We start from the raw sequence: 25,416 nt of genomic DNA, 5'->3' as shown, positions 1-25,416 counted from the left end.
AATGGACTTCAACTACGACGATACCCAGAAAAAACATGCGGCCATGATCGCCCAGGTGTGTGCCGAGCAACTGGCGGCCTGTGGCAATGAACACTCGCGGTATTTCACTGCCCGGCAATGGGCGATCTGCGGCGAGGCCGGATTGCTGGGGCTGTCGATTCCCCGGGAATACGGTGGCCAGGGCCTGGGTGCACTGTCGACGGCCATTGCCATGCACGCCTTTGGCCTGGGTTGCACAGACATGGGCCTGGTGTTCGCGGCGGCGGCCCACCAGTTTGCCTGTGCGATGCCGATCGTCGAGTTCGCAACAGCGGAAACCAAACGCGATGTGTTGCCCAAACTCGCCAGCGGTGAATTCATCGGCTCCAACGCGATCACCGAACCCGAGGCCGGCTCCGACTCCAGCAATTTGAAGAGCCGTGCCTGGCCCCAGGCCGATGGCAGTTATCGCCTTGACGGCCACAAGAGCTTTGCCGGCAATGCGCCGATTGCCGACATCTTCGTGACTTATGCCACCACCCAGCCCGAGTACGGTGCCCTGGGGGTCAGCGGTTTTATCGTCCACCGCAGCAGTGCGGGGCTCAGGGTCAGTGAGCCCCTGGACAAGGTATGCCTGAGAAGCTGCCCCGCGGGTGAAGTGTTCTTTGACGATTGCAGGGTTCCTGAGGTCAACCGCCTGGGTGAGGAGGGGCAGGGCCGGCAGGTGTTCCAGAGCTCCATGGGCTGGGAGCGTGCCTGCCTGTTCGCAGCGTTCCTGGGGATGATGGAGCGGCAACTGGAACAGACCATCGAGCATGCGCGCACCCGGCGCCAGTTTGGCAAGCCGATTGGCGACAACCAGGCGGTTTCGCACCGTATCGCGCAAATGAAGCTGCGCCTGGAGTCGGCGCGGTTGCTGCTGTTCCGGGCGTGCTGGGGCATGGACCAGGGCGATCCGGGGCAGCTCAACATTGCCCTGTCGAAACTGGCCATCAGTGAAGGGGCGCTGGCATCTAGCATCGATGCGGTGAGGATTTTCGGCGGCCGGGGCTGCCTGGAGTCTTTCGGGATCGAGGCGATGCTGCGCGATTCCATCGGCACTACGATCTTTTCCGGCACCAGCGACATGCAGCACGAGATCATTGCCCGGGAGCTGAAGCTATGAAGCTGCTCCATGAACGGATGATGCACAGCCTTGCCCGCTACCCGCGGCAGACGGCGGTGGTGGATGAGCAGGATGCCTTGAGCTACGAGGCGCTGGAGCTCAGGACCCGGGAATTCGTGGCAATGCTCTGTGCCCTGGGGGTCGGCCAGGGGCAGCGGATCCTGCTCTGGGCGCACAAGTCGGTGGACCTGGTGGCGGTCATGCAGGCGGCCCTGCGGCTGGGGGTGGTGTATGTGCCGGTGGACCCACTGAGCCCGGTGTCGCGCCTGGAAAAGATCGCCGGGGATTCCCAGGCCGTGCTGGTCCTCTGCACCGCGGCACGCCTGGAAGAACTCGCCGGCTCCGCGCTTGCCCAGGTGCGCAGCGTGGTCCTGGACGACCCGGCCAGCGCCGGCTACTGGCGCAACATCGATACCGGCTCCAGCGTAGTGCCTACGCTGCGCATCCAGCCGGACGATCTGGCCTACATCCTCTACACCTCCGGGTCCACCGGCGTGCCCAAAGGGGTTGCGCTCAGCCACGGCAATGCCCTGGCCTTCGTCGACTGGGCGTGCGAGCGCTATTGCTTCCAGCCTGGCGAGTGTTTCGCCAACCATGCCCCCCTGCATTTCGACCTGTCGGTCCTGGACATCTACTGCGCGCTCAATGTGGGCGCGACGGTGTGCCTGGTTCCCGAGTCGATCGCGTTCTCGCCGCGGCTGCTGACCGACTTCATCCGCCAGCACGAAATCAGCATCTGGTACTCGGTGCCCTCGGTACTCATGATGATGATGCAAGACGGCGACTTGCTCAGCGATATCCAGGACACCCTGCGGGTACTGTTGTTCGCCGGCGAGCCTTTTCCGATCAAGCACCTGCGTGACCTGCGCGCGGCCTATGCCGATGTGCGTCTGGCCAATCTCTTCGGCCCCACGGAAACCAATGTGTGCACCGCATTCGAGGTCGGCGCCATCGATCCCGAGCGCGTGCTCCCGGTGCCCATCGGCACGGCCGCCTCCGGCAACCAGGTGTGGGCGCAAAAGCCTGATGGCAGCCGCTGCGCAGTGGGTGAAGAAGGTGAGCTGGTGGTGCAGGGGCCTACGGTCATGCTGGGCTATTTCGCCAAGCCGGCTCAGGAGGGGCCCTACAAGACCGGCGATATGGTCAGGCAGCGGCCTGACGGCAACTACGAATACCTGGGGCGTCGTGACGACATGCTCAAGGTGCGTGGCAACCGGATCGAGCGCGGGGAAGTCGAAGCCGCGCTGCTGGCCCATCCCCAGGTCAGCGAGGCCGCCGTGCTGGTGGTCGGGGAGGGGATGAACGCGCAGTTGTGGGGCGTGCTTGTCGCTCACACCCGGGACGCTCTTTCGCTGATCGACCTCAAGCGCCACTGCGCCCAGCGCCTGCCTCGCTACATGATCATCGACAAGGTGCTGTGCCTGGACGCACTGCCACGCAACGCCAATGGCAAGGTCGATCGCTTCGCCCTGGCCGGGCAGGTGGAGGGCTGACCCATGGGAACTCCATCACGCGTGGCCAAGGACGCCTGGTTTCCCTATGCCAGCCGGCCTCGGGGCAAGATGCGCCTGTTCACCTTTCCCTATGCCGGGAGCGGGGCCTCGGTCTTTCATCGCTGGTTCCTGCCCCTGTACGACCAGGTCGACCTGTATGCCTTGCAGTTGCCGGGCCGCGAGGGTCGCAGCCAGGAGGCCTGCTACAGCGACATGCAGGCGGCGGCCAATGACGTGGCCGACTGCCTGGAGCAGCTTGGCGATGACATCCCCTGCTGTTTCTTCGGCCACAGCATGGGCGCCTTGCTGGCCTTTGCGGTCGCCGGTGTGCTGCAGGAGCGGCGGTTGCCGATGCCGCAGCAACTGATGCTCTCGGGCATGGTTGCGCCCCATGTGCGGCAACGGGTAGCACCGCTGCACCAGCTGCCGGCAGAGCAGGCCATCGCCGCGCTGCAGGCCATGGGGGGCGTGCCGGCGGTGGTACTGGCCGAGGAGGACCTGATGCAGATGTACCTGCCCATCATTCAGGCCGACATACAGATGGTCTACTCCTACGCCGGTGCCCAGCCGCAGCCGCTGGACACCCGCATGATCTGCCTGAGCGGCGCCCAGGACCTGATTGCGCCGCCTGCGCAGATGCAGCAGTGGCGGCGCTACACCCTGGGCGGCTTCGAGCAGTTCGTGTTTGCCGGCGGCCATTTCTTTCTCGACGCCCAGGTCATGTCGCGGGTCAAAACAGTGCTGGGCAGCGCCCTGCACAATCAGCCTGGCAGTCTGGCGGTGTGAGCCGACTATTGGGCAATGGCCGCGAGGCCGGACCTGGCGAACAGCTTGAAGTGGGCTTTCAGGGCGTTGGCGTCGTGTTGCAGGACGGCTTGCAGCGGGCTGGGCTGCTGGCGATCTATCACCGCCAGCATCAGGCAGGGCGCGATGATGCTGATGGTGCAACGCGCCAGCGCCGGGTCACCGATCGGAAAGCCGGTGATCTCGCTGATGAGCGCTTCCAGCAGACGGAATTTGGGCATCACTTCTTCTTGCACAAGGCTGGTGAAATGGACAGTGGGCGCCAGTATTTCCCGTGCACAGACTTTGCTTTGCCAGCTCTGCTCATCGAGCACCCGGGTGACGATGGCATCGATGAAGCTATCGAGCTTGATCAGCGCCGGCTCTTCGCTTTGCGCCAACTGCGACAGGGCTTCGAAGCTCACCAGCTGCTTGTGTCCCTCGATCAGCACCGCCTTGTACAGGGCTTCCCGGCTACCGAAGTGGTAGTTGATGGCGGCGAGGTCGGCGCCGGCTTCTTCACAGATGAGCTTGCTCGCGGTGTTGGCATAGCCATGCTGGGCAAACAGGCGGGCAGCCACTTCGAGAATGCGGATTTTAGTGTGTTCGCCGTCGCTTCTGCTGGTTCTGCGTCGCGTGTTCATGATGTTCCTCGTGGTCTGAGCGGGGGGTTGCTTCATGGCCAGTATCTGTTATTTTCTAATTTAAATTCAAATTGAATTTTAATTAGGCCTTGGCAAACAAAGGACTCATGGATGAAGAAGCAGTTGATTGTAGGGGTTGCCGTACTGCTGGTGGCCACAGCGGGTGTTTCCTGGTTTCTCCTTCGCCCCGAGAAGCAGAACGACCACCTCAAGCTCCATGGCAACGTCGACATTCGCCAGGTGTCCCTGGCGTTCGACGGCAGTGAGCGAATCGCCGCGCTGTATGCCGAAGAGGGCGACCTGGTGCAGCCAGGCCAGGTCCTGGCGGAACTCGACACACGCACACTGCGCCTGGAAATAAATCGCTCCAAGGCCAGGATCGGCGCCCAGGAACAGGCGCTGCTGCGCTTGAAAAATGGCACACGGCCTCAAGAGGTCGAGCAGTCCAAGGCACGTTTTGATGCCGCCCAGGCGCAAATGCAGCTGGCTCAACTGCACATGCAGCGCCTGCGCAGGATCGCCGACGACACCCAGGGCAAGGGCGTCAGCCAGCAACGCCTGGACCAGGCAGCCGCCCGCTTGCAAGTGGCCAAGGCCCAGTCGCAGGAGCAGCGCGAATCCTGGACCCTGGCCAAGATCGGCCCACGCAATGAAGACATCGCCCAGGCCACGGCCGACCTGCAAGCCTCCAGGGCCGACCTGGACCTGCTGGAACATTACCTGGCGCGCGCTCAGCTCAAGGCGCCGACCCAGGCCCGGATCCGCACGCGCCTGCTGGAGCCGGGGGATATGGCCTCGCCCCAGCGCCCGGTGTTTGCCCTGGCCCTGACCGACCCCAAGTGGGTACGGGCCTATGTCAACGAACGCCAGTTGGGCCACATACGTGCGGACCAGATGGCGCGGGTCTACACCGACAGCTTTCCTGACCAGGCCATCGACGGCAAAGTCGGCTACATCTCCTCGGTTGCCGAATTCACCCCCAAGTCGGTGGAAACGGAAGACCTGCGCACCAGCCTGGTCTACGAGATCCGGGTGCTGGTCAAGGACCCTGACGATCGCCTGCGGCTCGGTATGCCGGCGACCGTCTACCTTGACCAGGCACCGGTGGCCGGGGCCACGCCATGAGTGCGCCAGCGGTAACGGTTCAGGCTGTTGAACTGGTCAAGCGCTTTCGCAGTGGAACGCGAGAACAGTTGGCTCTGGAGCAGGTTTCTCTGGAGGTGCCCAGTGGCAAGTTGAGTGCCCTGGTGGGTCCGGACGGGGCCGGAAAAACCACCCTGTTGCGGATGATTGCCGGCTTGCTCAAGGCCGACGAAGGGCTGTTGAAGGTGCTGGGGCTGGACGTCGCCGCAGATCCGCAGCAGGTGCAGGACCTCATCAGCTACATGCCGCAGAAGTTCGGCCTGTACGAAGACCTGACGATCCAGGAAAACCTCGAACTCTACGCCGACCTGCATGGCGTGCGCGCCCAGCAGCGCGAGGAGCGCTTTTCCCGGTTGCTGCAGATGATGGACCTGACGCGTTTTCGCGACCGGCTGGCCGGACAGCTTTCCGGCGGCATGAAACAGAAACTGGGGCTGGCCTGTACCCTGGTCCGCTCACCGCAGCTGTTGCTGCTGGACGAGCCCACCGTGGGGGTGGATCCGCTGTCGCGGCGGGAACTGTGGAGCATCATCGAACAACTGATCGAGCAGGAAAACCTCACGGTGCTGATCAGCACTGCCTACATGGACGAGGCCCAGCGTTGCGCCCAGGTCTTTGTGCTGTACCAGGGGCGGCTGATCGCCCAGGGGCCACCGGCGCAGTTGTGCCATCTGGCGCAGGGCCTGTGCTATGGCGTCGGCCCCGAGGCCGGCACCCCGGCCAGGCTGTTGCAGGCGCGCTTGCTTGACGACAATGAACACATCATCGATGCCGTGCCCGAAGGCGGCATGGTTCGCTTTATCCGCAGCGCCCAGGTGCCTCTGCAGGCCATTCCATCCCTGGCTGGCCAGGCCTCTCCCCAGGCGCTGGAGGCCCGCCTCGAAGATGGCTTCATGGTGTTGCTCCGGCAACAGGTTGGCAGCGTTGCAAGCCTGGACGAGCCGGCGCAGGCGCCCGCCAGCGACGGCCAGGGCGACGCTGCCTCTGGGCGTGCGGTGGTCATCGAGGTCCGCGACCTGGTGCGCAAGTTCGGGGACTTCACCGCGGTTGCCAGCACCTCGTTCGAGGTGTTGAAGGGCGAGATATTCGGCTTGCTGGGCCCCAACGGAGCCGGCAAGACCACCACGTTTCGCATGCTTTGCGGTTTGCTTCCCGCCTCCAGCGGGCACCTTGAGGTGGCTGGCGTCAACCTGCGCACCGCACGGGCGGCGGCGCGGCGCAAGATCGGCTACGTCTCGCAGAAGTTCGCCCTGTACGCGAACCTGTCGGCCCTGGAGAACCTGCGCTTCTTCGGCGGCGCCTATGGCCTGCACGGCGCGAAGCTGAAAGCGCGGGTGGCGTTGATGCTCGAACAGTTCGACCTCGACGAACACAAGCACCTGCGCAGCGGCGAGCTGCCCGGTGGCTACAAGCAGCGCCTGGCCATGGCGGTCGCGCTGCTGCACGAGCCGCAGATCCTGTTTCTCGACGAACCCACCAGCGGTATCGACCCCTTGGCCCGTCGGGCGTTCTGGCGCCGTATCACCGCCCTGGCGCAAAGCGGCACGACGATCGTGATCACCACCCACTTCATGGAAGAGGCCGAGTACTGCGACCGTATCGTCATCCAGGATGCCGGACGGCTGCTGGCCCTGGGCACTCCGGAACAGGTACGCCACCAGGGCAGCGAGTCGCTTGCCGACATGAACAGCGCCTTCATTGCCGTGGTCGAGCGTGCTCGGGCCCAGGCCAGCGCCCCGGTGCAGTGAGGAATGACCATGACTGACTCCAATCGATCCGCCTCAGGGTTCAGGCGCAGGCTCATTGCGCTCACCCGAAAGGAGTTGCGCCAATTGATGCGTGACAAGAGCAACCTGGCGATAGGCATTGTCCTGCCCATCGTACTGATCCTGATATTTGGCTACGGCCTGTCCCTGGACATTCGCAACACGCCGCTGGCCGTGGTCCTGGAAGACAGCTCCCCCAGCGCCCGCAGCGTGGTGGCGAAGCTTGCGAGTTCGGACTACTTCTCGGTGGTCCAGGTGACCAGCATGGCCGAGGCCCAAGCGCTGATGGACAAGCGTCGGGTCGACGGCATCGTGCGCGTGCCGGCGGATTTTTCCAGGCGCCTCGAACAGCAGGATGCGCGCTTGCAATTGCTCCTGCATGGCGCCGATGCCAACAGCGCGGCGACCCTTGGACGCTATGTCAGGGGCGCGCTGAATGTCTGGCAACAGCAGCAGTTCGACCGCTCCCGGCAGCCCCAGTCGGCCGGTCGGGTGCTGGTCGTTGAACGCATGTGGTTCAACGCCGCCAACAGCAGTACCTGGTACCTGGTGCCGGGGCTCATCGCCCTGATCATGACCCTGGTGGGTGCCTTCCTGACCTCTCTGGTACTGGCCCGGGAGTGGGAGCGGGGCACGCTCGAATCACTGTTCGTCACCCCGGTCAGGTCGATCGAAATACTCCTGGCCAAGATCATTCCCTATTTCCTGGTGGGCCTGCTGGGCCTGGTGATGTGCCTGGTTTCGGCGCGGTTGCTGTTCGAGGTACCGATCCAGGGTTCGCTGGTGCTCCTGCTGCTGAGCTCCATGCTCTACCTGCTGGTCACCCTGGGCATTGGCCTGCTGATTTCGGCGAAGACACGCAACCAGTTCCTGGCCAGCCAGATCGCGATCATCTTCAGCTTCCTGCCGGCGCTGATGCTCTCGGGGTTCCTCTTCGATCTGCGCAATGTGCCGACGTTCATCCGCGTGGTGGGCTCGATCCTGCCGGCGACTTACTTCATGGAACTGGTCAAGACCCTGTTCCTGGCTGGCAACAACTGGCCATTGATCGCCAAGAACCTCGCAATCCTCGCGGCCTACGCCGTGTTCCTGTTGAACGCTGCACGCCTGTGCACCCGCAAGAAGCTGGATTGAAGCCATGGACAAGCTGATGAATTTCCTACGCGAGTTGCTGTTCCTGTTTCAGAAGGAGTTCCTGGCCATCGTCAAGGACCCGGCCAACCGGGTGATCCTGATTGCCCCTGCGATCGTCCAGTCATTGCTGTTCGGCTACGGCGCCACCTACGACCTGAACTACGTGCCTTATGCCGTGCTGGATCAGAGCCAGGGGCGCGCTTCGACAGAGCTTTTGGCACGCTTCGATGCCTCCGGGGTATTTGCCCGAGTGTCGACCCTGACCAGCGTCGATGAGATCGCCCCGGTGATCGACCGGGGCAGTGCCTTGCTGGTGCTGCATATCGCCGCAGACTTCGACGAGCGCCTGAGCCGGCATGAAAACGCCGGCTTGCAGTTGATCCTGGATGGGCGCAACTCGACGACCGCGGGAATGGCGGCCGGGCATATCGCCAACCTGGTGGCTGACTTCAACCAGCAGTTCCTGGCGGTGGACAACGCGCCGGTACGCCTGGAGACCCGTGCCTGGTTCAACCCCAACCTGCAAACCCGCTGGAACATAGTCCCGGGCCTGATCGCCGCGCTGAGCATGATCCAGACCCTGATGCTGGCGGCGTTGTCGGTAGCCAGGGAGCGCGAGCAGGGCACCTTCGACCAACTGCTGGTGACTCCGCTGACGCCTTTCGTGATCCTGCTGGGCAAGGCCCTGCCGTCGGTACTGATCGGTCTTTTGCAGTCCAGCCTGATCCTCCTCATCGGCCTGTTCTGGTTCAAGATCCCCATGATCGGCTCCGTGCTGGACCTGTACCTGGGGCTGTTCGTCTTCACCAGCGCCTGCGTGGGCATCGGGCTGTCGATCTCGGCGCTGTCGGCCAACATGCAGCAGGCCATGGTGTACACCTTCGTGCTGATGATGCCGCTGATCCTGCTCTCCGGCCTGATCACCCCGGTGCACAGCATGCCCGAGGCCCTGCAACTGCTGACCTATCTCGATCCGCTGCGCTTTGCCATCGACCTGGTCAGGAGGATCTACCTGGAGGGGGCAACGCTGGCGGATGTGTCCTGGAACCTGGTGCCCATGTTTGCCGTTGCGCTGGTGACCCTGCCGCTGGCTGCGTGGCTGTTTCGCAATCGATTGGTGTGATAAGGAACGTCATGAAAACTACTCACTCTGGATACCTGCGTAATGGGCTGACGCTGGCCATGCTGCTGGCCATCACCGCCTGCACCGTCGGGCCCGATTTCAAGGCCCCGGCAGTTCCCAGCCCGGAACGCTGGACGGATTGGCACAGTGGTCCGCCAGCGTCTTCGGTGCCGGGCAAAGCCCCGGCGACCACCTCGCAAACCGCAGACGGCAACTGGTGGCAGGTGTTTGGCGACCCGGTGCTGGACCAGCTGCAGGCCCAGGTGCGCGAAGGCAGCCCGGACCTGCACACGGCCTTGCTGCGGTTTGCCCAGGTGCGGTTGCAACGCCAGATAGTCGCTTCCCTGGAAACGCCCGAAGTGTCCTTTTCCGCGGCGGCTTCGCGAAACCGGCAAAGCCGGTATGCGCCGAACAATCGAATGCTTGAAGCCTTGGGCAGCGACAGTGATGCCCTGGAAAAGGTGCTTACCGACCCTTATAGCCTGTACCAGGCCGGGTTCGACGTTTCATGGGAGCTGGATCTCTGGGGGCGGGTGTCACGCCTGGGTGAAGCCGCCCAGGCCGAGGTCGATGGTGCGGCCGCGACCCTGGACGACGTGTTGCTCAGTGTCTCCAGCGAGCTGGCGCGAAACTACTTCGAAGTGCGTACCGCACAGCGCCAGACCCGTCTTCTGGAGCAGGAGGCACAGATCCTGGCCGCGCACCTGCAAGTGGTTGCCGTCCAGGCCCGGGAGGGCGAGGAAGATGGGTTCGCGGTGGAACGCCAAGAGGCACGGCTGGCCTCGCTGCATGCACAGATACCGGGTTGGAAGGCGCTGCACACCCAGGCGGGCAACCGTATTGCGCTGTTGCTGGGGGAGCATCCCGGAGCCCTGGAAACCTTGCTCGCGGAGCGGCCTGATAATGCCTTGAGCCGCCCGCTGCCCAACCTGCAGTTGGGCCTGCCTGGCGACCTGGCCCGGGAGCGTCCGGACATCCGCGCGGCCCAGGCCCGCTTGCACCGGGCGACGGCGGGCATCGGAGTGGCCGAGGCCGAACTGTACCCGAGCGTGATGCTGGGGGCCGACTTCGGCTTCGAATCCTACAAGAGCGGCCAGTTTGCCGACTGGAGCAGCCGCACCTGGTCGGTAGGGCCGCGCCTGGACCTGCCGCTGTTCGACCGTGGGCGGCGCAGCAAGACCGTGGTCCTGCGCACACTCGAACAGCAAGAGGCGGCCGTGGCATTTCACCAGACCGTACTGGCAGCCTGGCAGGAAGTGGACGATGCGATGAGCCGCTACCACAACGAATACCAGCGTGCCGCGCACCTCAAGGACAGCTATGACAGCAAGGCCCGCACCTATGAGTGGACCCGCGTCCGGTACGCGGCCGGGGAGGCCAGCTACCTGGAGGAACTGGAAGCGCAGCGCACCGTGCTGGAGGCGCAGCGCGACCTGGTCAATAGCGACAGTCAACTGCGTACTCACCTGATCAGCATTTACAAATCCATGGGTGGGCATTCCACCTGAGCCCCTGAAACGCTGCCTCTGGCAGCACTCCCCCCAGACCCACTTTCCTAACGGAATAGGAAGCCATGCAAATGGATGACCTCTACAAGATCGCGCTTTTTTCGTCCCTGATACTGGTAGTGCCGGGGCCCTCAAACACCTTGCTGCTGGCCTCGGGCTTCAAGTTCGGCGTGTTGCGCTCGCTGCCACTGGTGTTGATCGAAATGCTCGGCTACACCGTTTCGATCTGCACCTGGGGCTGGGGGCTTGTGCTGCTGTCCCACGACTACCCGTGGCTGATCCACCTGATCAAGCTGCTGTGCGCCTTGTACATAGCGGCGCTGGCCTTGAAGACTTGGAAGACCTCTACCACCGGAGCCCAGCACACCGAGCGCTTTGAGAGCTGGCCACGGCACCTGTTGATTGCGACCTTGCTCAACCCCAAGGGGCTGATCTTCGCCAGTGTGATCTTCCCGGCCAGCTCATTCGCCAGCCTGGGGGATTTCCTGCCGTCATTGAGCGCTTTCTTCCTGGCACTGGCGCCAATAGCCTTGCTCTGGGTCTCGCTGGGGGCGGGCATTCGAGCCCAATACCTGGGGCGGGTTTCTGGACCGCTGTTTTCCCGGGGCACCGCCGTCGTTCTGGCGCTGTTTTCCGCCACCCTCACTTACACCGTGGTTCGTGCGGTGTAGGTGTTTTTGCCGCGGCTTTCAGCGCCCAAGTGAGGCTAGGGCAATGGCGCTGTTGAGAGAGGCCCTTGTACCCCCCGTGTTCCAGCACCGCTCTGTTGTCGCCAACACCCGGGGGGCTCATTCCATGTAGCGCAGGAAAAAATGGGTGCGACCGCGAACAGCCTCGACAACCGTTGAAACCACGGCTTGCCGGTCCTCCTCGGTGGCCTTGATCCGATGAACAGGGCGTTTGGCGGATGTTAATCTGCGCCTCCCGGACAAACGGTGGGCCAGTGGATGCAGAGGATGTTGAGTGAAGCCGAGCTTCACAAGGTGCTGGAAGCGATTCAAAGCGACTCCTGCCATGACCTGAATCGTCTGTATGACGGGATGCAGATAGACCGGTGTGCTCTTTTCAATCAAGTCGCCAAGGCGGTGGCCCGGCTCTTTATCGAGGGGCAGCGCGACTTTCATTACGGTGATGCGGTCATGAATACCTTGTTCAGTGACATTGTTGATGTGTCCTTGAACGCTGACATGCCCGAGCCGGCCTATTCCATCTACCTCGCGTTTGATGCGGGAGAGTATCGTCACCCGGGGGATGGGCAGGATGAGTTGCCTTGGGAAAAGTGGACGCGGCTGGCGCTTGAACGGATTCTGCGCGAAGCCGATGAGGGGGCGTCGGCCGAGGTTTAGCCGGCCTGGGTTGTCGCCAGAAAAGCCGACGGACCTACGGCTCCAGCATCAAGCGGTGCCAAAGGATCTGTGGCGGCGCAACAGCATCCGCCGGCACTTGCGGTGCAGGTTTGTCCGGCGCCTGCGCTGGCGTTGCCTCGTCGGGTTCAGGGGTTGTCGTCGATTCAGTCGGGTCATCGGTAGGCGATGGGGTCATTTGATCCTGACCACCACCTTGCCCTTGGTTCGTCCCTGCTCGACGTACTGCAAGGCCTCTGCCGTCGATTCGAAACTGAAGCTGCGGTCAACCACAGGCTTGATGATTCCGGCCTCGATCAGCGCGGTGATCTGTTGCAGCTGGGCGCCATCGGCCCGCATGAACACAAAGGCGTAGCGGACGTCCCGCTGGCGCGCCTTGCGCCGGATACCGAAGCTCAAGAGGCGCATGACCTGCTGCAACGGCCAGGCCAGCCCTTGCTCCTGGGCGAATTGCACCGTGGGTGGCCCGGAGATGGAAATCAGCTGTCCGCCGGGCTTGAGGACCTTGAGGGACTTTTCCAGTACGTCGCTGCCCAGGCTGTTCAACACCAGGTCGTAGTCATGCAGGACGCTTTCGAAGTTCTGCTGCTTGTAGTCGATCACCTGATCGGCGCCCAGGGCTTTGACCCATTCGACATTCGCCGTGCTGGTGGTGGTCGCGACGAAAGCGCCGAGGTGTTTGGCCAGCTGGATGGCAAGGGTGCCGACACCGCCTGCGCCTGCGTGGATCAGCACTTTCTGGCCCTTTTTCAGTTGGGCGGTTTCCACCAGCACTTGCCAGGCGGTGAGTGCGACCAAGGGGATCGACGCGGCCTCGGTCATGGTGGTGTTGGCAGGTTTCAGGGCGATTGCGTTTTCGTTCACGGCGATCCACTGGGCGAACGTCCCGATCCGTGTTTCAGGCGGGCGCGCGTAGACTTCGTCTCCCGGCTTGAAGCGTTGCACTTGGGGGCCAACCTCAACCACGACGCCCGCCAGGTCGTTGCCCAGTACCAGCGGCAATGCATAGGGCAGGATCAGCTTGAATTCGCCGTTGCGGATCTTCGAGTCCAGCACGTTGACGCTGCTGGCGTGGACCTCGATCAACACGTCGTGGGCACCCAGCGTGGGCGTGGGCGCTTCGCCCATGCGCCCACTGTTCTTGCCATAGCGATCAATTAGAAAGGCTTTCATCGTGGTGCGGCTCTTGTCGGTTGGAATAGGTGTGGGCGGTACTTGGGTGGGGTTGCTGTCATGGGGGCTCAGTCGTCAAGGAACGCCCGGGTCTTGGCCACGAAGTCCGCGTGGTACTGGAAGATGCCGCCGTGCCCGGCGTCCTCATACATCACTAGCTTTGCGTTGGGGACACGCTTGGCCAGGGCATGGGAGTTGGCGCTGGGAACCATGATGTCGTTGTCGCCATTGACGATCAGCGTCGGCGCCCGCAAGCGCCCGAGATCCTGCGGCGCCTGTCTGCCCCACGCGGTGATGGCTTGCAGCTGGCGCAGGAAAGCGCCGGGCGTTGGGCCCTTGTCGCGATGCTTGCTGCGGGCTTTCAGGCGTTGCAGATATTCCGAGGCGGCTCGACGACCATGGGGCGTCGAGGTAAAGAACAGGTAGTACTTGGGATCGCGCAAGGTCAGCAAGCCTTTGAGCATCAAGGGCCAGGTCACCGAGCCGACCTTGTCGATACCGATGCCGCCGGCCGGTCCGGTGCCGGTGAGAATCAAGCGGTGCACCAATTGGGGGGCTTGCAGGGCGATGTCCTGAGCGACGAAGCCGCCGAGTGAGAAGCCCAGGATATCGACGCTCTTGAACCCCAGGGCCTGTATCAGCTCAATGGCGTCTTGCGCCATGTCGCCGACCGTCAGGGGGGCGGTTCCACCCGAGCCGCCGATGCCGCGATAGTCGGTGGTGATGACTCGCCGGGTCTGTGCCAGCCCATCGATTATTGCCGGGTCGAAGTGGTCCAGCACCGCGCCCCAGTGGTTAAACAGCACCAGGGGCACGCCGCCCGCGGGACCGGTATCGCGATAGGCGAAGGGAATGCCCCTGACCATGATCGACTGGTTCGCCGCGTTGATGAACGACGTCTGCAAAGCCGGGGGGAAGGTTGTCTGCGTTGGATTCATTGCTACTCCGAACAGCGGACCGGATTCGTCGCAGTGCCTGCCGCGAATCCGCCGCGAATGCTCGCTACCTGAAGATCACTCTTGGGTCTGGTAACGCTGGGCAACCTCGGATTGACGGATGTGCCCCAGCAGGCCCTGACGTGCACTCTGCAGGTCATCCCAGGGTTCAGCCTGTTGCAGTGGCGGGATGGTCACCGGTTCGCGCCGATCGAAACCGACCAGTGCGGCATCCACCAGATCGCCCACTTCCATGATTTCGTCCAGGGTATTGATGTCGACGCCGGAGCGGTCCCAGATTTCCGTGCGGGTGGCGGCCGGCAGCACGGCCTGCACGTACACGCCCCGGGGCGACAGTTCCAGGCTCAGGCCCTGGGACAGGAACAGCACGAAAGCCTTGGTTGCACCATAGACCGTCATGCCGAACTCCGGCGCCAGGCCCACCACCGAACCGATGTTGATGATCGCGCCGTCACCGGCTTTGGCCAGGCGCGGGGCAATGGCACTGGCCAGCCGCACCAGTGCCGTGGTGTTGAGGGCAACCAGTTGCGCAACGCTGTCGGTGCTTTGCTCGATGAAGTTGCCGGACAGCGCGGCGCCGGCGTTATTGATGAGGATGCCGATACGGGCGTCGTCGCGCAGGCGGCTTTCAACGGTTGTCAGATCGCTGAGTTGGGTCAAATCCGCTTTCATCACCTCGACGGCGACCCCGTGTTCGCCGCGCAGTCGGGCTGCAAGTGCGTCCAGGCGTGCCCGGTCGCGGGCAACCAGGACCAGATCATGGCCACGTTGCGCGAAGCGCTCGGCGTAGATGGCTCCGATGCCAGTGGAGGCGCCAGTGATGAGAACGGTAGGGCGAGTGTTCATGGGGTCATCTCTCTTTCAAAATGGGTGAAAACGGACAGCTCGGTTTCTGCTTGCTCAGCTTGCGCTGGCGCTCGAATCAACCAGCGTCGGGTAGTCGATGTAGCCTGCCGCGCCGCCGCCGTAGAGGGTGGCGGGATTGAATGCGGACAAGGCGGCGCCGGTCTTGAGACGCTCCACCAGATCCGGGTTGCCGATGAACGGGCGACCGAACGCGATCAGATCGGCCTGGTCTTCGGCGAGCCGTGAGGTTGCCAGCTCCAGGTCATAGCCGTTGTTGGCGATGTAGGTGTTTTTGAAGCGCTGGCGCAGGGCGGTGAAATCCAATGGCGCCACGTCACGTGGGCCACCGGTCGCGCCTTCGACCATGTGCAGGTAAACGACGCCGAGGGCGTCGAGTTGATCGACGACGTAATTGAATTGCGCCTGCGGATTGCTGCTGGAGACGCCGTTGGCCGGCGACACCGGCGACAAGCGCACCCCGGTGCGATCCGCGCCGATTTCATTGACCACGGCAGCGGTGACTTCGAGCAACAGACGCGCACGATTTTCAATCGAGCCGCCGTAAGCATCGGTGCGCACGTTGGCGCTGTCCTTGAGGAACTGATCCAGCAAATAGCCGTTCGCGCCGTGAATTTCCACACCGTCGAACCCGGCAGCGATAGCGTTTGCCGCGGCCTGGCGGAAATCGGCGACGATCCCCGGCAGCTCGCTGATGTCCAGTGCGCGGGGCTCGCTGGCGTCTTCAAAGCGGTTGTTGACGAACACCTTGGTGGCCGCACGCAGCGCGGAAGGGGCCACGGGGGCGGCGCCGTTTTCTTGCAGATCAACGTGGGACACGCGGCCGACATGCCACAGTTGCACAAAGATCTTTGCGCCCTTGGCGTGGACGGCGTCGGTCACCGTGCGCCAGCCATCAATCTGCGCCTGGGTGTAGATCCCGGGGGTGTCCTGATAGCCCTGGCCCTGTTGGGAAATCTGCGTGGCTTCGCTGATCAGCAAGCCCGCGCTAGCGCGTTGGCTGTAATAGGTGGCGGCGAATTCACTGGGAACAAAGCCTGCGCCCGCGCGGTTGCGGGTCAGTGGCGCGAGGACGATGCGGTTCGACAGCGTGAGGGCGCCAAGGGTGTAAGGGGTGAACAGATTCTGATCGGTCATCTGGTGTCTCTTCCGTGCCCGTGGGTGGAGGTCGGTGGTGCGTGCAATTAGGATGATGATCGAAATCTAAACTGTCAACGGTTTTGATTATGAACGACATCTATGTATGATTGGGCCCATGATTTCCCAATGAACATGAGGTATTGCACGTGAGAGTGAGCAAGGCCCAGGCGCAGGCCAATCGAGAGCACATCGTTGAAACGGCCTCAGAGTTGTTCCGTGAGCGCGGCTTCGACGGTGTGGGTGTGTCGGATCTGATGGCGGCGGCCGGTTTCACCCACGGCGGCTTCTACAAGCATTTCGGCTCGAAGGCCGACCTCATGGCCGAGGCCTCGGCCTGCAGCCTTGCCAAGTCGCTGGCAGGCGTGCAGGCGCTGGATGTGCCTGGCTTCATCGACGTCTATGTGACCAGAGAACATCGCGACGGACGTGGCAGCGGTTGCACCATGGCCGCGTTGTGTGGCGATGCGGCGCGCCAATCGGAGGATGTGAAAGCGACGTTTGCCGAAGGGGTCGAGCACACCCTGCAAACCCTGGGGGACAAATACCCGACCCGGCCGGATGCCGCTGCGGAGGAGGGCAGACGGAAAATGATCGACCTGCTGTCCCGTGCGGTGGGTGCGATTATGTTGTCGCGTGCCTGTCCGGATGATTCAGCGCTGGCGGATGAGATTCTTGAGGTGTGCCGCGCTGAGATGTTGGCGTCGTTGCCGGTTGATAAAGGCAAGCCGGCATAAAGGGGGCATGCCATGGGTGTGCGCTTGCGGTCGTTGAGCGCGCGTCGGCGTCAATTATGATTTGAAACGTGTCTCGGATCTGCCTGGGCGCACACCCGTGGCAAATTCTTCCTTCACCTTGACTGACGATTCGGCATTTTCAAGATCAGCCTCAATGGGGCCAATGCACCCCCAACAGTCACCGCCACAATCGAGCGAAAGCGGATCGTCTTTGAGGCCCAGTTTTCGACCACATATACCGCACACGTCTTTTCTCCGAGCGTCATTCCACGTAGCGCAGCCACAAATGGGTGCGACCGTGAACAGCCTCGACAACCGTTGAAACCACGGCTTGTCGGTCCTCCTCGGGGGTGTTGTAGAGCGCACAAAAATCGCTCGCCACCGCGCTGGCGACGCAAAGGTCGGCAGGCTCTGCACGCAGGAAGCCGAGGTAGGACGCGCCCACCCCGATCAACTCATAGCCATGGGCCTGGGCGAAATGGCGGGCCACCGCAAAGTTCTGCGCGGGGCCCAGGTCGCAACTGAAGTAGCCGTTGGGAAAAGCGGCGAGCGCCTGATAGGACTGCTCGACGGGCACCAGGAGTGCCGAGAGGGGCTGGTCGAGCAGTGATACAGGGTTTTGCTGATAGTCCACCCATTCGCGCAGGGCTGGCGCATCAAGGGTCAGGCCGTGGGCGCAAGCGTCTTCGAACGAGCTGCCTGCCACCAGGTCAGTGAAGTTGCGCAAGCAGATCGCGAACTCGGCCTTGGTGGTGGGGTAGCCCAGGTATTCACCCTGTTCGAAGCACTCTGCAGGTAGCAGGGCGATCTCCTGCTCCGAGGCATCGTCCAGCCCCAGGTTGTTGCGGGCATGCCCGGAGGTGTAGCGGGCCTGGGGCAGATCATCCAGCGAGAGAAGGGGCTGGAAACCCGGGTGGTCGCCCGCGATCTTGCGGTAGGCGTCGATCAGCTCATCCAGGCTGGAAATGGCGCTCAGGCTGTATTCATCGCAGGTGCCAGCGGCGGGGTTGCCAGGCATTGCGTTACCGCGAAATTGGATATCCATCGAATGGCTACCGGCTCCATGTGGGTGTTCAGGCGAATGAGCAACGCTTGGTCGAACGTACGTGAGCCTGCTGGTGCTCTCGCTGTTCGTGCCAGGCCTGTGAGTTCATTCCAGGCCCGGGGCCTAGCTTAAAGAGAGCACATCCTGCCTGGGCATGAAGAAGCGTGCAAAGAGTTCGGACTGTGACTTGATGTTCAACTTGGCGTAGATGTTGCGGCGGTGCACTTTGATCGTCTCTGTGGAGAGGGAGAGCTTTCCTGCGATTTCCTTGTTGGAAAAGCCACTGAGCAGCAGCCTGAGCACATCACTTTCCCGCGTGGTTATCTGGGTACCAAACTGGGTGATCGTCTCCGGCCATTGCGGCGGTTCGCTGAGGCTTTTTTCCACATCGACTTCGAAGCACATGCGTTGATGCATGAGTGCCGTGACCCACGGCTTGATGATGTCCAGCATGGTGATGTGTTCCTGGCTGAAATGGGCGTTGCTGCCAATGGAAATGCACAGTGTTCTGTCAGCATCGAGCTGGATGTTGTATTGCACTTCATCTACGCAAATATATTGTGCAAAGTACTTGTGGTAGTACTCGGTTTCAACAAAGTACTCCGGCGCTATATCCAGTAGATGAAAGAAGCCGCTCTGCGGGTTTTCTCGATTGGCGATATAGAAGGGGTCCAGCAAATACAGGCCTTTTACATAGAGGTGAATGAACGCATCCACTTCTTCTGCATCTGCCACCTCGGGCAGGCTGACAACTTGCACTTGTTGATTGCTGAAGATCAAAACCACCCAGTTATCAATCTGCACATATTCATTGAGTGTGCGGATAAGTGAGCTCCAGAACTCTGGGCGATTCAACTGCAGAATCAGTTTTCCAATCGAACGGTGCCAGGCCAGGCTATGAAGATCGAGTGGCATTTTCTACCCCTTTAGGGTTAGGGAATGGTCGGCCGGAGCTAAGTAATCGTAGGTATTTACTATTGGCTGATGCCCGGTATATTCGCTGGCACAGGTTTACGACCGCCATGAGGGCACGTCGTCTGGACAAGGATGTTGCATGAGAAAGTCACGTTTGCGAACCATTTTTTCGGCTGCGTTTCTCTATGCCGGAATAAGCACAACGGCGGGTGCCGCAGAGCCTGCCATGTACCTCTACAACTGGTTCGGGCTGCTCGCACCAGAGACTCCAAAGGAGTTCGAACAGGCCACCGGCACCCGTATCCACATGGATGCCTTCGACAGCGCCGATATCATGCAGAGCAAGGTCATGGCCGGGCGCACGGGGTATGACGTGGTGGTGGCGACCTCCAATGTACTGCCCAGCCTGATCCAGGCCGGAGTCCTGCAGCCACTTGATTCAGGTCAACTCAGTAACCTGTCCCATGTCGATCCCGCCATCCTGGCGCAACTGGCGGTCAATGACCCGGGCAATCGCTACGCCGTGCCCTACTTGTGGGGCACCACCGGCATTGGTTATGACGTGGATAAAGTCAAGGCAGCCCTGGGCGACAATGCCCCGGTCAATAGTTGGGACCTGATCTTCAAGGAAGAGAACATCAGCAAGCTGCAGTCTTGTGGTGTGGCCATGCTCGACTCTCCCAGCGAGATCATCTCGATTGCCTTGAATTACCTCGGGCTGCCCAGCAATAGCAAGAACCCGGATGATTACCAGAAAGCTCAAGCGCTGCTGTTGAAGATTCGCCCCTATATCCTTTATTTCGACTCCTCCAGAATCGACACCGACTTGGCGGGCGGCAACATCTGTGTCGTTGTGGGCTGGGCCAATGGCGCCCTGGCTGCGCAGGCCGCCAATGAAAGTGCCAATACCGGGCGCAGGATCAACTACAGCCTTCCTCGTGAAGGTGCGCTGGTCTGGTCGGAAAACCTGGTGCTGTTGAAAGATGCCCCTCACCCCAAGGAAGGGCTGGCCTTCATCAACTATATGTTGCGCCCGGAGGTGATTGCCAAGACCTCGAATCACACGCTTTATCCTAATGGCAATAAAGATGCCACCGAGTTTGTCGAGCAGAAGTTGCGCGATAACCCCTGGATTTATCCAGACAAGCAAACCATCGCCACATTGGTTCCGCTTGAGCCGCTGCCTTTGAAACTGGAAAGAATCCGTACTCGGGTCTGGACCAAGGTGAAGAGCAGTATCTGATCTGAGTTGACTCTTCGCTTGCTGCTTCATGCACATCTTCATTGTGTGTGAGCGCATTGTTCAAACACTCGGAGACATGTACGCGTCTTGTGCAAGATGAACTTTTGCGCAAGGCGCTGCACGACCGTGCCCATTCAACAGGTTATGCAATAAGAGAACAGTGGATGTTCAGCCCAGCCAATGCACCCCGGTTCAGCCTGACAATCGACGGTTTTGCGCACGACTTCAAGGTGCGCGCGTTCACCGGAGAAGAGGCGATCAGCAAGCCCTATTTCTTCAATGTGGAGTGTGTGAGCGAGCGACCGGATCTGGATCTGCAATGCCTCTTCGATGTGTCGGCTTTTCTGGCATTCGACACTTGGGGCAATGGCATTCATGGGCGCATCTATCACATTGCGCGAGGCCCGGACGCTCAAGGCTTGACGCACTACAACCTGGCCCTGGTGCCGCACCTGTCCTACTTGCGTCACCGTATCAACAAGAGGATCTATCAGCAGTTCTCGGTGCCCGCTATCGTCGCCCTGGTCCTGGAGGAGCATGGGATTCTGGGGGATGCCTACCGCTTTGAGCTCGGGGCGAGTTACCCCGAGCGTGACTGCTGCACCCAGTACGATGAAACCGATCTGCATTTTATTCAGCGTCTGTGCGAGGAAGAGGGAATTCACTTCCACTTCCAGCACAGCGCTCAAGGCCACGTGCTGGTCTTTGGCGATCAGCAGGCAGTATTCCCCGCGATCGGGCCGACCACGGCTTTTGCCCCCGGGCACGATGGGCTCACCACCCTGTTACCGATCGGTCACGGCACGCCGACAAGCCTGCGTGCCAGGGAGTCGCGCCAGGTTGAAGGGCAAGGTACGCAGAGCGGGCTGCTCAGTGGTCATGTCCTGGAAACCTCGGGCCAGGGCAGCGACCTCTGGCTACTGACTCAGGTCATTCATGAGGGCAAGCAACCACAGGTTGCGGGTGAGAGCGTCGCCAATGTCAACACTGACAACCAGGTTCAACTGCGCCAGGGTTATCGCAACCGTTTCACCGCGCTTGCGTTGGACCTTTGCTATCGCCCGCCTTTGGCTCATGAGAAGCCTCTGGCGCCAGGCAACCAGACGGCGCTGGTCATCGCCCTGGAAGACCAGGCGAACTCGCGTGGTCAGCGCTTCGAAAGGGTCAAGGTCAAGTTTCCCTGGGACCGCGAAGGTCGGTTCGACGACAAGAGCAGTTGTTGGCTGGCCGGTACTGCCAATTGGCGCTGTGAAGTGACGCCGCTGCGACCCGGTGTGGAGGTCAAAGTCGCATTTCTTGAAAACGACCCCGATCAACCGCTGATCAGCGGTTGCCTGTGTTGCGGCTGATACGCCATTGCCCTGAACGCGCATCAAGCCGCCAGGGAGAAGGCCCGGACCACACTCGATAGTGAATCGTCGGTTGCCATCAGTGGCCTGATCCCAGGCCTCGGTCCTGACGCCAGGGCTTTCTCATGAGTGTCTGGCCGCGTAGGTCTGGCCCGTCAGCAGGATGACGCCTTCTTTTGAGCAGACGCGGGTGATGCTGTTGATCACGACTTCAAGGCCGCTTGAATGCGGGAACAGCGAAAACAGCAACTCGAAATACAGGTAGTCCTGGACCAGGCGCGCCGCCTGATCGGGATGGTCCTTCAACAGCGTCCTGAAGCTTGGGTAGCCCAGCTCTGCAAGTTCCGGGATGTCGACAAAACCCTGGTCGATATCGTCGGTTTTGCATTCGGCGGCAAAGGTGTCCGCGCAGTCAAGAAAGCGTTGCGGCAGATCGCCGTGGTGGATGCGCAGTTCATAGGGCGTTACCGGGATCGTCAGTGCCTCGCCGAAGCCCAGGCTGCGATAGCCGACGGTTCGTGGGTCGATGATTTGGCCGGCTGAGGTGAACTTCATGATGGGCTTCCGGGGTGCTCGGGGGGTGAAGGACTGTCGCTATCTTCGAGCGTGCGCGCTTGGGATCTAACGGTTGCGACGTAATAAAGGATATAGCCCGAATACACCAGCGAGCCTGCTGCCACTTCTTGGTCGAAGCACTGCTTTAGTTCATCCTCATCCGTAAAGCCGTATTCCACGAGTCTATTCTCGGCAAAGCCGGCCAGCCTCGATAGGGTTATTCCGTCGATTTCGCCCTGCTCGCCAAAGTCAAAGCTCACCGTTGCCGTTGGCAGGTGAACGGCGCAGCCATAGCCGTGCTTGAAGTAGCGAATACCGCCAGCCAGTTCTCCTTGATCCGGGATATCGGTTCCCACCGAATCGACGTTGCTGGCAGGGAGGGGAATGGCGGATTGTTGCATCAGTTCGACAGCCATGCGGATGCTGGCTTGGTAGTCGGAAACAAGATGGGCGAGGTGCGGGTTCATGGGCATTGGCATCGTGGGCAAGGGGGCAGAAGATTTCAGAGATTGCGGCGCGATACAAGCGGCGAGTGTGCTGGATGCGCGCCAGTACGTTGATATCGGTATATTCGCCCGGACAAATTTCGGAGCCGAAAACATGGGGTTTTCCACCACTGTCTGGGAATGGTACGGGCAGGATGAGTACAAGCGGGTGCTGGCGGTGGGCGAGGCGCAGTTGCGCCCCTTTCTGGAGGAACTGATGGTGGATTGTGGACGTGCGGTGCGTGGCGTGAAGTCTTGACCCAAGTATTGGCCAGAGGCTGTTAACGAATGCGGCAACCTGTGATGGAGTGGAGAGAAACGGATGTTTGACGAGCTGATATTTACCGGTGAAACGCCTGCAAAAGAGGATGCCTATGTCGGTGGTGGGGCCTGCCTGCCCACAGAGCTGGCTTGGCCCTGTTCGCCTGATGGAGTTCCGCTGACACACCTGATGGCCTTTCCTGGACATTGGTTTTCAGAGGCCCTGATCGACAGGAGTTATTGGGTTTCGGTATTTGTGCCTTACCAGCCGGGTGAAGTGGCTCACTATCGAAAGCTGCGCGCCATTGACGGTCGTTCACAAGCGGTTGTCATGGGCTATGTTCGAGTCGGTTCCGAGCGGAATGAGGCTGTTCAGCCGATTTCAGATCGCGGGGCGGTACGGCTGGGGGTGAACCGCGACGTGGACGATGACGAGAACCTGGCCTCGAAGCTGGATGGCGTGGACGCTTGGCTGCAGGCGCCTGTTTCAGCGGAGGCAGGGCGCAGAAGGGTATCCATTTATGGGGGCGATCTGGATAGAGCGCTGCCTGAGCACAAAGGCGTGCTTTCGGATGGCATGGGGTATCTGTTTCTGGATGAGGATTTTTCAGAGAGGGCAGGCGCGGGGATTGGTCGGTTCTTTTTGCAGTTGGGGTAGGGGAGATGGCGCTATCGAAAGCAACGGCCAGGCCAGCGATTTTCGCTGAAAGGGCGTTTGACTGCGTGAACGGGCGCTGCTCGAACAATGCCAGTTGAGATGCTTCTAGATCGACGGAGAGGGCCAATGCTCTATCCTTTGGTCGGAGCCTGACCTAAGTATCTGTGGCCCTTGGCGGCTAACCGTTTGGACTCACCTGTGTCGATGCTTTGTCGTTTGGGCTGACCGCTTTCGGTCAGAAGTTGCCTGTCGTGCTGACCGCCTGTTGTTGACCGAGGTAAGCATTGACGTAAAATCGCCGCCCCAAAAAATCAGCTTGCATAGCGAGAAGGAGCTTCGATGCAACGGGTGATGATTGTTGGTCAACCTGGATCAGGCAAAAGCACTTTGGCGCGTGAGCTTGGTCAGCGCACGGGCTTGCCGGTCGTTCATATCGACACTATCCACTGGCAGCCAGGGTGGATCGAACGAAGCCCGGACGAGAAGACGCGGCTTTGTCTCGATGTAGAGGCTCGAGATCGCTGGATATTCGAAGGTGGCCATTCAGCCACTTGGGACAACCGGGTGGCCCGTGCCGATCTTTTGATATGGATTGATCGTTCGGCGACGCTTCGATTCTTGCGCGTACTGCGCAGAACGCTGCTCCAACGCGGTCAGTCTCGGCCCGACTTGCCGGAGAACTGCCCCGAACTGCTGGCGAACCTGCCGGAGTTTTTTAGATTCATGTGGCGGACGAAAAAATCAGCGCGAGAAAAAATGCAGCAACTTGTGGCAACAGCGCCATCAGCTTGCCGCGTGGTTTGTCTGCGGTCTAATCGGGATATCGGCATTTTTCTCGCGAGTATGGGAAGTGCGACTGTAGCCCTGCAGGATTGATCGACGGTTGACTGACTGCGGAAACTGCCGCTTACGAGCGGCAGCTCCTGGCCGATTGTTGCCTGTCACGATCGGCCGCAATCGATCCATAGCAGACGTTGTCGCGCGTCGAATGCAGAGGGCTCAGCTTCTATATTTCAACGCCTCCACCAATGCAGAAAAGGCGGGAGACGCTTGTCGCCTGTTCGGGTAATACAAATGGTAACCCTGAAACTCAGGGCACCAGTCGGCCAAGACTTCTTTGAGCCGGCCGTCAGCCAGATAGGGTGCTACCAATTCCTCTGGTACGTAGGCCAAGCCAACGCCATCAACGGCGGCATTGAGTACGTGCATGATGCTGTTGAAAACAAGTTGTCCATCTGCCTTGACGGTAAAAGCCTGGCCATTACTTTCAAATTCCCATGCGTAGATCGCCCCTGATGGTCTGTGTCGGATATTCACGCAGTCATGCCCGGTCAGCTCATGGGGGGTTGTTGGTGCCGGGTTGCGTTCGAAATATTCTGGAGAGCCCACTACAGCCAACCGCCAATCTGGGCCTATGCGAACGGCGATCATGTCTTTGCTGATCGATTCGCCCATGCGAATGCCAGCATCGAATCGTTCCTCGACCACGTTGGTGAATCCATAGTCGACGTAGAACTCCAGTGTGATATCCGGGTAGCTCTTCAGGAAGCTTGCAAGCATCGGCCGAATGCACAACTCAATCTGATCATCAGTACAGGAAATACGAATCGTGCCACTGGGCTTGTCCCGCAGCTCGCCCAGCGCTTCAAGCTCGGCGGTAATCTGGTCAAAAAGCGGAGCGATCGAGCGCATCAATCTTTCTCCCGCCTCTGTGGGCGACACATTGCGTGTCGTGCGGGCCAGCAGTCGTATCCCCAGTCTTTGTTCAAGTGCCCGGATCGTATGACTCAGCGCAGAGGGAGTAATGCCCAGTTTAGCGGCGGCTTTCGTAAAGCTTTGATCTCGCGCCACCGCAAGAAAAGCTTGGAGATCGTTGACTTTAGTACTGGCCATTGCTGAGTTTTTCTCAAAACCACATGAAGATTACGCCTACTAA

26 protein-coding genes are annotated in these 25,416 nt (G+C 61.0%); 16 read left to right on the top strand and 10 right to left on the bottom strand.

Features of this window, described 5'->3' with window-relative positions:
• Position 1 precedes the first annotated feature (1 nt).
• From pltE to M2395_RS06955, 3 genes are read left to right on the top strand one after another with little or no spacing between them, the layout of a single operon-like run.
• Positions 2 to 1,144: an L-prolyl-[peptidyl-carrier protein] dehydrogenase gene (pltE, locus tag M2395_RS06965; RefSeq protein ID WP_011061083.1), complete on the top strand. Its 1,143-nt coding sequence runs from the start codon at positions 2 to 4 to the stop codon at positions 1,142 to 1,144.
• Positions 1,141 to 2,637, top strand: coding sequence for an L-proline--[L-prolyl-carrier protein] ligase (pltF, locus tag M2395_RS06960; RefSeq protein ID WP_123430859.1), 1,497 nt, complete (start codon positions 1,141 to 1,143; stop codon positions 2,635 to 2,637). Before pltE ends, pltF begins: the two co-directional genes overlap by 4 nt.
• A 3-nt stretch (positions 2,638 to 2,640) precedes the next feature.
• Positions 2,641 to 3,423 (top strand): thioesterase II family protein, encoded by a 783-nt coding sequence (locus M2395_RS06955; RefSeq protein ID WP_053158250.1) that lies wholly within the window; start codon positions 2,641 to 2,643, stop codon positions 3,421 to 3,423.
• Positions 3,424 to 3,428: 5 nt separating this feature from the next.
• On the opposite strand, the gene M2395_RS06950 is transcribed toward M2395_RS06955, so the two are convergent.
• On the bottom strand, positions 3,429 to 4,064 hold the full coding sequence (locus M2395_RS06950) for a TetR/AcrR family transcriptional regulator (protein ID WP_026020031.1): 636 nt from the start codon (positions 4,062 to 4,064) through the stop codon (positions 3,429 to 3,431).
• Between the two features lie 111 nt (positions 4,065 to 4,175).
• Here M2395_RS06950 and M2395_RS06945 point away from each other — a divergent pair, with 111 nt between their 5' ends.
• The 7 genes from M2395_RS06945 to M2395_RS06915 all read left to right on the top strand — a co-directional run bounded on the left by M2395_RS06945 (position 4,176) and on the right by M2395_RS06915 (position 12,084).
• On the top strand, positions 4,176 to 5,189 hold the full coding sequence (locus M2395_RS06945; protein ID WP_011061087.1) for an HlyD family efflux transporter periplasmic adaptor subunit: 1,014 nt from the start codon (positions 4,176 to 4,178) through the stop codon (positions 5,187 to 5,189).
• Complete coding sequence (locus tag M2395_RS06940; RefSeq protein WP_041117996.1) at positions 5,186 to 6,955, top strand: ATP-binding cassette domain-containing protein; 1,770 nt, start codon at positions 5,186 to 5,188, stop codon at positions 6,953 to 6,955. The genes M2395_RS06945 and M2395_RS06940 overlap by 4 nt, the downstream gene beginning before the upstream one ends.
• A gap of 3 nt (positions 6,956 to 6,958) precedes the next feature.
• Entirely contained in the window at positions 6,959 to 8,107 is a 1,149-nt protein-coding gene (locus tag M2395_RS06935) for an ABC transporter permease (protein WP_019093651.1), read from the top strand.
• A 4-nt stretch (positions 8,108 to 8,111) separates the two neighbouring features.
• Positions 8,112 to 9,230 carry an ABC transporter permease gene (locus tag M2395_RS06930; RefSeq protein WP_015635464.1) on the top strand — a complete coding sequence of 373 codons (1,119 nt, stop codon included), beginning with the start codon at positions 8,112 to 8,114 and terminating at the stop codon, positions 9,228 to 9,230.
• A gap of 11 nt (positions 9,231 to 9,241) precedes the next feature.
• Positions 9,242 to 10,738, top strand: coding sequence for an efflux transporter outer membrane subunit (locus M2395_RS06925; RefSeq protein WP_123430858.1), 1,497 nt, complete (start codon positions 9,242 to 9,244; stop codon positions 10,736 to 10,738).
• Between the two features lie 71 nt (positions 10,739 to 10,809).
• Positions 10,810 to 11,409, top strand: a complete 600-nt coding sequence (locus M2395_RS06920; RefSeq protein WP_169891728.1) for a LysE family translocator — start codon at positions 10,810 to 10,812, stop codon at positions 11,407 to 11,409.
• A gap of 285 nt (positions 11,410 to 11,694) precedes the next feature.
• The gene (locus tag M2395_RS06915) at positions 11,695 to 12,084 is read left to right on the top strand and encodes a hypothetical protein (protein ID WP_233447075.1); all 390 of its coding nucleotides are present in this window, start codon (positions 11,695 to 11,697) and stop codon (positions 12,082 to 12,084) included.
• A 192-nt stretch (positions 12,085 to 12,276) separates the two neighbouring features.
• Here the strand turns inward: M2395_RS06915 and M2395_RS06910 are convergent, their stop codons facing one another.
• The 4 genes from M2395_RS06910 to M2395_RS06895 all read right to left on the bottom strand — a co-directional run bounded on the left by M2395_RS06910 (position 12,277) and on the right by M2395_RS06895 (position 16,232).
• Positions 12,277 to 13,275, bottom strand: coding sequence for an NADP-dependent oxidoreductase (locus tag M2395_RS06910; RefSeq protein ID WP_077934037.1), 999 nt, complete (start codon positions 13,273 to 13,275; stop codon positions 12,277 to 12,279).
• Between the two features lie 68 nt (positions 13,276 to 13,343).
• The gene (locus M2395_RS06905) at positions 13,344 to 14,213 is read right to left on the bottom strand and encodes an alpha/beta fold hydrolase (RefSeq protein WP_077934038.1); all 870 of its coding nucleotides are present in this window, start codon (positions 14,211 to 14,213) and stop codon (positions 13,344 to 13,346) included.
• A 75-nt stretch (positions 14,214 to 14,288) separates the two neighbouring features.
• Positions 14,289 to 15,077, bottom strand: a complete 789-nt coding sequence (locus M2395_RS06900; RefSeq protein ID WP_011061097.1) for an SDR family oxidoreductase — start codon at positions 15,075 to 15,077, stop codon at positions 14,289 to 14,291.
• Positions 15,078 to 15,131: 54 nt separating this feature from the next.
• Positions 15,132 to 16,232, bottom strand: a complete 1,101-nt coding sequence (locus M2395_RS06895) for an alkene reductase (RefSeq protein ID WP_015635470.1) — start codon at positions 16,230 to 16,232, stop codon at positions 15,132 to 15,134.
• A gap of 149 nt (positions 16,233 to 16,381) precedes the next feature.
• Here M2395_RS06895 and M2395_RS06890 point away from each other — a divergent pair, with 149 nt between their 5' ends.
• Complete coding sequence (locus M2395_RS06890; RefSeq protein ID WP_015635471.1) at positions 16,382 to 16,969, top strand: TetR/AcrR family transcriptional regulator; 588 nt, start codon at positions 16,382 to 16,384, stop codon at positions 16,967 to 16,969.
• Positions 16,970 to 17,231: 262 nt separating this feature from the next.
• Here the strand turns inward: M2395_RS06890 and M2395_RS06885 are convergent, their stop codons facing one another.
• A complete protein-coding gene (locus tag M2395_RS06885) occupies positions 17,232 to 18,014 on the bottom strand; it encodes a hypothetical protein (RefSeq protein ID WP_015635472.1) in 783 nt (260 codons plus the stop codon).
• A gap of 123 nt (positions 18,015 to 18,137) precedes the next feature.
• A complete protein-coding gene (locus M2395_RS06880; protein WP_011061102.1) occupies positions 18,138 to 18,929 on the bottom strand; it encodes a response regulator transcription factor in 792 nt (263 codons plus the stop codon).
• Positions 18,930 to 19,068: 139 nt separating this feature from the next.
• Here M2395_RS06880 and M2395_RS06875 point away from each other — a divergent pair, with 139 nt between their 5' ends.
• Together M2395_RS06875 and M2395_RS06870 are read left to right on the top strand one after the other, a co-directional pair.
• Positions 19,069 to 20,172, top strand: coding sequence for an extracellular solute-binding protein (locus tag M2395_RS06875; protein WP_015635473.1), 1,104 nt, complete (start codon positions 19,069 to 19,071; stop codon positions 20,170 to 20,172).
• Positions 20,173 to 20,336: 164 nt separating this feature from the next.
• On the top strand, positions 20,337 to 21,521 hold the full coding sequence (locus M2395_RS06870; RefSeq protein ID WP_077934043.1) for a contractile injection system protein, VgrG/Pvc8 family: 1,185 nt from the start codon (positions 20,337 to 20,339) through the stop codon (positions 21,519 to 21,521).
• Between the two features lie 123 nt (positions 21,522 to 21,644).
• Here the strand turns inward: M2395_RS06870 and M2395_RS06865 are convergent, their stop codons facing one another.
• Entirely contained in the window at positions 21,645 to 22,076 is a 432-nt protein-coding gene (locus M2395_RS06865) for a hypothetical protein (protein WP_123430856.1), read from the bottom strand.
• Positions 22,073 to 22,543: a DUF6896 domain-containing protein gene (locus tag M2395_RS06860; protein WP_123430855.1), complete on the bottom strand. Its 471-nt coding sequence runs from the start codon at positions 22,541 to 22,543 to the stop codon at positions 22,073 to 22,075. Before M2395_RS06860 ends, M2395_RS06865 begins: the two co-directional genes overlap by 4 nt.
• Here M2395_RS06860 and M2395_RS06855 point away from each other — a divergent pair.
• The 3 genes from M2395_RS06855 to M2395_RS06845 all read left to right on the top strand — a co-directional run bounded on the left by M2395_RS06855 (position 22,542) and on the right by M2395_RS06845 (position 24,356).
• Positions 22,542 to 22,820: a hypothetical protein gene (locus M2395_RS06855; protein ID WP_011061106.1), complete on the top strand. Its 279-nt coding sequence runs from the start codon at positions 22,542 to 22,544 to the stop codon at positions 22,818 to 22,820. The two genes, M2395_RS06860 and M2395_RS06855, sit on opposite strands and share 2 nt — an antisense overlap.
• A 63-nt stretch (positions 22,821 to 22,883) precedes the next feature.
• A complete protein-coding gene (locus M2395_RS06850) occupies positions 22,884 to 23,480 on the top strand; it encodes a hypothetical protein (protein ID WP_123430854.1) in 597 nt (198 codons plus the stop codon).
• A gap of 339 nt (positions 23,481 to 23,819) precedes the next feature.
• Positions 23,820 to 24,356, top strand: coding sequence for an AAA family ATPase (locus tag M2395_RS06845; RefSeq protein ID WP_103291163.1), 537 nt, complete (start codon positions 23,820 to 23,822; stop codon positions 24,354 to 24,356).
• Positions 24,357 to 24,479: 123 nt separating this feature from the next.
• Here M2395_RS06845 and M2395_RS06840 read toward each other — a convergent pair whose 3' ends face one another.
• Entirely contained in the window at positions 24,480 to 25,373 is an 894-nt protein-coding gene (locus M2395_RS06840) for a LysR family transcriptional regulator (protein ID WP_065363950.1), read from the bottom strand.
• Positions 25,374 to 25,416: the final 43 nt, after the last annotated feature.

This window comes from Pseudomonas sp. BIGb0176, assembly GCF_024810175.1.
Lineage (GTDB): Bacteria > Pseudomonadota > Gammaproteobacteria > Pseudomonadales > Pseudomonadaceae > Aquipseudomonas > Aquipseudomonas protegens.
Note: the sequence above shows the minus strand (reverse complement) of the source record. Positions and strands in the feature narration are given on the sequence as shown.